The sequence below is a fragment of the Nonomuraea lactucae genome (assembly GCF_003313395.1).
GTDB classification, from domain to species: domain Bacteria; phylum Actinomycetota; class Actinomycetes; order Streptosporangiales; family Streptosporangiaceae; genus Nonomuraea; species Nonomuraea lactucae.
The window spans coordinates 1-6,558 of sequence record NZ_QNFZ01000066.1 but is presented as its reverse complement, the minus strand read 5'-3'; the positions used below and the strand labels follow the sequence as shown (position 1 = coordinate 6,558).

The 6,558-nt window shown below is 71.1% G+C and carries 6 protein-coding genes; all 6 read left to right on the top strand.

Annotated features, from left to right (window positions below; translation table 11 throughout):
• Nucleotides 1–210: 210 nt before the first annotated feature.
• The 6 genes from DQW85_RS05375 to DQW85_RS05350 all read left to right on the top strand — a co-directional run bounded on the left by DQW85_RS05375 (nt 211) and on the right by DQW85_RS05350 (nt 6,411).
• The gene (locus tag DQW85_RS05375) at nt 211–1,092 is read left to right on the top strand and encodes a MurR/RpiR family transcriptional regulator (RefSeq protein ID WP_240196943.1); all 882 of its coding nucleotides are present in this window, start codon (nt 211–213) and stop codon (nt 1,090–1,092) included.
• Nucleotides 1,089–1,835, top strand: a complete 747-nt coding sequence (locus tag DQW85_RS05370; protein WP_113699308.1) for a sugar isomerase domain-containing protein — start codon at nt 1,089–1,091, stop codon at nt 1,833–1,835. The genes DQW85_RS05375 and DQW85_RS05370 overlap by 4 nt, the downstream gene beginning before the upstream one ends.
• Before the next feature lie 196 nt (nt 1,836–2,031).
• On the top strand, nt 2,032–3,387 hold the full coding sequence (locus DQW85_RS05365; protein WP_113699307.1) for a cellulose binding domain-containing protein: 1,356 nt from the start codon (nt 2,032–2,034) through the stop codon (nt 3,385–3,387).
• Nucleotides 3,388–3,470: 83 nt separating this feature from the next.
• On the top strand, nt 3,471–4,721 hold the full coding sequence (locus DQW85_RS05360) for an extracellular solute-binding protein (protein ID WP_113699306.1): 1,251 nt from the start codon (nt 3,471–3,473) through the stop codon (nt 4,719–4,721).
• Nucleotides 4,718–5,596: a carbohydrate ABC transporter permease gene (locus DQW85_RS05355; RefSeq protein WP_240196942.1), complete on the top strand. Its 879-nt coding sequence runs from the start codon at nt 4,718–4,720 to the stop codon at nt 5,594–5,596. The genes DQW85_RS05360 and DQW85_RS05355 overlap by 4 nt, the downstream gene beginning before the upstream one ends.
• Entirely contained in the window at nt 5,593–6,411 is an 819-nt protein-coding gene (locus DQW85_RS05350) for a carbohydrate ABC transporter permease (protein WP_113699305.1), read from the top strand. The genes DQW85_RS05355 and DQW85_RS05350 overlap by 4 nt, the downstream gene beginning before the upstream one ends.
• Nucleotides 6,412–6,558 lie beyond the last annotated feature (147 nt).

Below are 6,558 nucleotides of genomic sequence, written 5' to 3'. Positions count from 1 at the left end.
CGTCCGAGAGGTGGGCGCGGGCCGCCGGGATGCCGTGGGCCGCCGGGTTGGCGCCGGGCGCCTGCCCGCGGCCGAGCAGCTCTCCCGCGACCGTGAAGAGGGCGGCGCGGGAGGAGGTGCCTCCGGCGTCGAGGCCCAGCACAAGAGTCATGTCAAAAATTATTCTCCAAGAGCTTGACCCGCGCACTATCTGAGCATAATTTTCACCGTGTGGAGCTACTAGGCCGGATCAGGACCGAGCGGCACGAGATGCCCGAGGCGTTGCGGAAGGTGGCCGACGCGATCCTCGGCAGCCCGGCCGAGGCGGCGCGGCTGACGATCGTGGACCTGGCCGAGCGGAGCGGCACGTCCACCGCGACGATCACGCGGTTCTGCCGGGCGCTCGGGTTCGGGGGCTACGCCGAGCTGCGGGTGGCCATCGCGACCGAGACCGGGCGGGTGGCCCAGCAGACCTGGCGGACCGACATCGGGCAGGAGATCCTGCCGGACGACACCCTCGAACGGGTCCTCGGCGTGGTCTCGGCGAACGACATCCGGCTCATCCAGGAGACCGGCGACCAGCTCGACCTCGCCATGGTCGAGAAGGTGGCCCAGGCCGTCGCGGGGGCCGGCCGGGTGCTGCTGTTCGGAGTGTCCAGCAGCGCCGCCGTGGCCAGCGAGATGGAATACCGGCTGCAGCGGATGCGGGTGCCCACCTGGAGCAGGTCCGACGCGCACAGCGCGCTGACCGACGCGGCGCTGCTCGGGCAGGGCGACGTGGCCATCGGCATCTCGCACAGCGGCAGGACGCGGGAGGTCATCGAGGTGCTCGCCGAGGCGGGCAGCCACGGGGCGATCACCGTGGCTGTCACGTCCCACCCCAGGTCACCGCTGGCCGAGGTGGCCGAGCTGGTGCTCACGACGGCCAGCCGGGAGACGACGTTCCGGTCCGACGGGTTCGCCGCCATCCACTCCCAGCTGCTCGTCCTCGACGTCGTCTACGTCTCGGTCGCGCAGCGCACCTACGAGCGCGCCAGGCAGGCGTTCGACGTGACCGTCAGGGCCGTGGCCGGACACCGCCTGCTAGAAGGCCTGCCAGAAGGGGATCTATGACCGTAAATCCACAGGACTACGTCCAGCACCTCGCCGGCCTCCTCCAGAGCATCCCCGACGACCCGGGCATCCCTGAGGCCGCCGAGCTCTTCACCAGGGCGCTGACCAAGGGCGGCGTCGTCCACGCGTTCGGCTCCGGCCACTCGGAGGCGGTGGCGATGGAGATCGCCGGCCGGGCGGGCGGCCTCGTGCCGACGAACCGGCTGGCGCTCCGGGACATCGTCCTGTACGGCGGAGCGCCGCGGGAGGAGCTGGACCGCTACGACCTCGAACGGGACCCGGACGTGGCGCACGCCATCCTCCGCCACGCGCCCGTCCAGGACGGCGACCTCTTCGTGATCATCTCCAACTCCGGGGTGAACGGCGTGGTCGTCGAACTCGCCACCCTGGTCAAGCAGCGGGGTCACGACCTGATCGCCATCACCTCGCGCGCCCACAGCGCCGTGGCCGCGTCCCGCCATCCGTCGGGCCGCAAGCTGGCCGACCTGGCCGACGTCGTGCTCGACAACCGGGCGCCGTACGGCGACGCCGTGCTGCCCCTGCCGGACGGAGGCGCCGTCGGCGCCGTCTCCACCATCACCTCGGCCCTGCTCGCCCAGCTCGTCGTGGCTCACACGGTCCGTGACCTGCTCGCGGCGGGACAGGTGCCGCCGATCTACCTCTCCGCGAACGTGCCCGAGGGCGACGCCCACAACCTCAAGCTCGAGGCGCGTTACGAGGGCAGGATCCGCCGCGGCGCCTGACGACCCCCTCACGTCCCAGGCCCCGCACACCCATCCACCTGCTTCACGGCCACACGGTTCACAGCCACACGGTTCACAGCCACACGCTCCGCGCGCGACGCAGTTCGTTCGCGCGTCCCGCAGGACAGCGCTGTCCCGCACGACAGCTCTGTCAGGCACGCACGCACTCGGGGGCCGCCTGTAAGGAGAACCACCCATGCCCCGACCAATCGCGAAAATAATTATTGCCCTCGCCATCCCCTTAGCCCTGGTCGCGAGCACCCTCGTGGCCAACGCGGCCACCGCCGAGGCCGTCCGCCTCCAGTACCGGACCAGCTCGCCGGGCGCGACGACCGCCCAGGCCGAGCCGTGGTTCCAGCTCTTCAACGACGGCACCACCACCATTCCTCTCAACCAGGTCAAGATCCGCTACTACCTCACGGGCACGGAGAGCTACCGGTTCGCCTGTTCCTGGGCCGTGGTCGGCTGCTCCACCGTGACCGGCCGCTTCGCCCCCCTCCCGGATGGCCGCCAGTACCTGGAGGTCGGGTTCACCTCGGGCACGCTCGCTCCAGGCGCCGGCACCCGCGACCTCCAGCTGCGCTTCTACCGGGCCGACTGGCAGAACTTCACGCAGAGCGACGACTACTCCTACGGCCCGCAGACCTCCTACTCCGACTGGAGCAAGGTCACGGTGCACGTGGACGGCCGCCTGGCCTGGGGCACGCCGCCCACCGGCGGCGAGCCGTCCCCGACCCCGACCCCGTCACCGACGCCAGGGCCGGGAGGCGTGCTGTTCGACGACTTCAGCTACACGGGCTCGTCCGACCCGCGCCTGGCCGAGCGCGGCTGGACCGTCCGGTCGAGCCCGGGAGGCCCCGGCGTGCCCGGCGCGACGTGGTCGCCGTCGGCCGTGAGCTTCCCCGGTGGCCTGCTCACCCTCGACTCCTCCACCGACGGCACCGGCTCGGGCACCGTCCAGACCGAGATGTCCACCACCGCCCGCAAGTTCCGCGAGGGCACGTACGCGGCCAGGGTGCGCTTCAGCGACGCCCCGGTCACGGGGCCCGACGGCGAGCACGTGGTGCAGACGTTCTTCACCATCACCCCGCTCGCCGCCCCGATGGACCCCGACTACGGCGAGCTCGACTTCGAGTACCTCCCCAACGGCGGCTGGGGCGAGCCCGGCAACATCCTCTACACCACGAGCTGGGAGACCTACCGGCCCGACCCGTGGGAGGCGGTCAACACCCACACCGCCGAGCGGACGAGCTTCGCCGGCTGGCACGACCTGGTCATCCAGGTCTCCGGCGGCCGCATCAAGTACTACGTGGACGGGCGCCTGTTCGCCGACCACGGCGACATCTACTACCCCGAGACCCCCATGTGGATCATGTTCAACCAGTGGTTCATCGATCTGCAGGGCGGCTCGGGCAAGCGCTCCTACCGGCAGCAGGCCGACTGGGTCTACCACAGCAAGAACGAGGTCGTCTCGCCCGCCGACGTGCTCGGCAGGGTCGCCGCCTTCCGCGCCGCGGGCACCTCCTTCCGCGACACCGTCCCCAATCCGTGATCTCCTTCATCCCGTGATCCCCGGTACGGCCCGCGCGCGGGCCGTACCGGACCCCGGCTCAAACCCCCCAAAGGTGACGATCCATGAAGTACCGCATACTGGCCCTGGCGGCCATGCTCACGCTCGGCGCGTGCGGCTCCGACGCCCCGCCCACCACGGGGACGAGCGCCGGGCCCGCCAAGCTGACCGTCTGGATCATGGACGGCAGTGTCACGCAGGACCTGATCAAGAAGTTCGAGACCGACTACGAGGCCGCCCACCCGGCCGTGGACCTCGCCGTCCAGATCCAGCCGTGGGACGGCATAGGCGAGCGCGTCACCGCCGCCCTGGCCAGCACCGACGCCCCCGACCTGATCGAGGTCGGCAACACCCAGGTGGCCCAGTACGCGGCCAGCGGCGGCGTCACCGACCTCACCGGCAGGGTCGCCGACCTCAATGGCGGCGACTGGCTGCCCGGCCTGGCCCAGCCGGGCAACATCGGCGGCAAGCAGTACGGCGTCCCGTGGTACGCCGCCAATCGCGTCGTCGTCTACCACAAGGACCTGTTCGCCAAGGCGGGCATCGACACGCCGCCCAGGACGCGCGACGAGTGGCTGGAGCAGACCGCCAAGCTGAACAAGGGCGGCGTCCAGGGCATCTACCTGACCGGCCAGACCTGGTACGCGCTGGCCGGCTTCGTCTGGGACGAGGGCGGCGACCTCGCCGTCCAGGAGGGCGGCAGGTGGAAGGGCGCCCTCGACACGCCCCAGGCGCTGGCCGGGATGGACTTCTACCGGCGGCTCCAGGCCCTCGGCAAGGGCCCGAAGGACGCCGACGAGGCCAACCCGCCGCAGCACGAGGTGTTCGCGCAGGGCAAGGCGGCGCAGATCATCGCCGCGCCCGGCATCGCCGCCCGCGTGCTGGAGGTCGAGCCGGCGATGAAGGGCAAGATGGGCTTCTTCCCCATCCCCGGCAAGACCGCCGCGAAGCCCGGCACGGTCTTCACCGGCGGCTCCGACCTGATCATCCCGGCCGCCTCAAGGCACCAGGAGGAGGCGTACGAGGTGGTCAAGGCCCTGGCGGGGGAGAAGTTCCAGACCGACCTGGCCCGGGCGATGAGCTTCGTGCCCAACCGCACGTCGCTCGCCGGGGTGCTGGCCGGTGACGAGGCCACCGCCGCGATGGCCACCGGCGCCGCCAACGGCAGGGCCACCCCGAACACGCCCAACTGGGCGGCGGTCGAGGCCACCTCGGTCATCAAGCAGTACATGACCGCGGTGCTCACCGGCGCGGACCCGGCCACCGAGGCGAAGAAGGCGTCCGACTCGATCGCCACCACCCTCAACAGCAAGTGAGGTCGCGCTCGCTCTGGCCCTACCTGCTCATCGCGCCCACGGTGGCCGGTGGGGCCCTCCTCCTGCTCTACCCGATGCTCAAGGCCGCGGTGATCTCGTTCCAGCACTTCCGCATGGGCGAGCTCATCAGGGGCGGCGCCACCTTCGTCGGGTTGGACAACTACCGGGAGCTGCTGTCAGGCGAGGAGTTCTGGCGGGTGCTGCTGCGCACGGGCGTGTGGACCGCGATCAACGTGGTCCTCATCGTGGTCCTGTCGACCGTCGTCGCGCTCATGCTGGCCCGGCTGCGGCGCGGGATGCGCGTGGCCCTGATGAGCGCGCTGGCCCTGGCCTGGGCGACGCCGGTCATCGCGGCCACCACGGTCTTCCAGTGGCTGTTCCAGTCGGAGCTGGGGGTGGTCAACTGGCTGCTGGTCACGCTCGGCCTCGACGGCTTCCGCGGCTACGCCTGGTTCGCCGACGGCACCGCCACGTTCGCGGTGCTCGTGATCCTGGTCGTGTGGCAGTCGGTGCCGTTCGGCGCGCTCACGCTCTACGCGGGCCTGACCACCATCCCCGCCGAGCTGTACGAGTCGGCCAGGATCGACGGCGGCACCGGCTGGCAGATCTTCTGGCGGATCACGGTGCCGATCATGCGGCAGCTGTTCGCGCTGGTCACCTCGCTGGAGGTGATCTGGGTGGCCAAGTGCTTCCCGCAGATCTGGGTGCTCAGCCAGGGCGGCCCCGACGGCGCCACCACCACCCTGCCCGTCCACGCCTTCCGGATCGCCCGCGTGCTGCACAGGTACGACCTGGGCTCCGCCGTCGCGATGGTCACCGTGCTCGTCCTCGCCGTCGCCCTGATCAGCAACCTGCGCCGGATGGTGAGAACATGAAACGGATCGCGCTCAACACCGCCGCCCTCGCCGTGCTGGCCGTGACGATCTTCCCGGTCTACTGGATGGTCCTGACCGCGTTCAAGCCCGCCAGGGACATCCAGGCCGCGACCCCGACGTTCTGGCCGGCGGATCCCACGCTGGAGCACTTCGCCAGCGCCGTCGCCGCGCCGGGGTTCTGGACCTTCTGGCGCAACAGCCTGCTGGTGACCGCCGGCGCCGTGGTCTTCGCGCTCGCCGTCGCGCTGCTGGCGGCGTTCGCGGTGGCCAGGATGCGCTGGCGGGGGAGAGGGGTGTTCGTCGTGCTGGTGTTCGCCGCCCAGATGGCGCCCTGGGAGGCGCTGCTGGTGCCGGTGTTCGTCATCGCCAGGGACGCCGAGCTGCTCGACTCGCTGGCCATGCTGACCGGCGTCTACTTCATGATCACGCTGCCGTTCACGATCGTCACCCTGCGCGGCTTCCTGCAGGCGATCCCGGCGGAGCTGGAGGAGGCGGCGCAGGTGGACGGCTGCAGCCGGGCGACGGCGTTCAGGAGGGTGGTGTTCCCGCTGCTCGCGCCCGGCCTCATGGCGACCTCGCTGTTCGGGTTCATCACCGCGTGGAACGAGTTCGCGTTCGTCAACGTGCTGATCATCAAGGCGCAGGACCGGCGGACGCTGCCGGTGTGGCTGTCGTCGTTCCGCGACGTGTTCGGCACCGACTGGGGGGCGACCATGGCCGCGGCCACCCTGTTCGCGCTGCCCGCGCTGCTGCTCTTCCTCGTGCTGCAGCGCAGGGTGGGCGGCGGCATGACCGCCGGGGCGGTCAAGGGCTGACGGTGACCGCCGGGGCGGCCATGGGCTGACGGTGAACGGCGGGGCGGTCATGGGCTTTCGGTGAACGCCGGGTGCAGGTCGCGCGCCCGGTCCGGCGGGAGCAGGCGGCGGGCCGCCAGCCAGGCCGCCGCCCCCGCCGCGTCACGG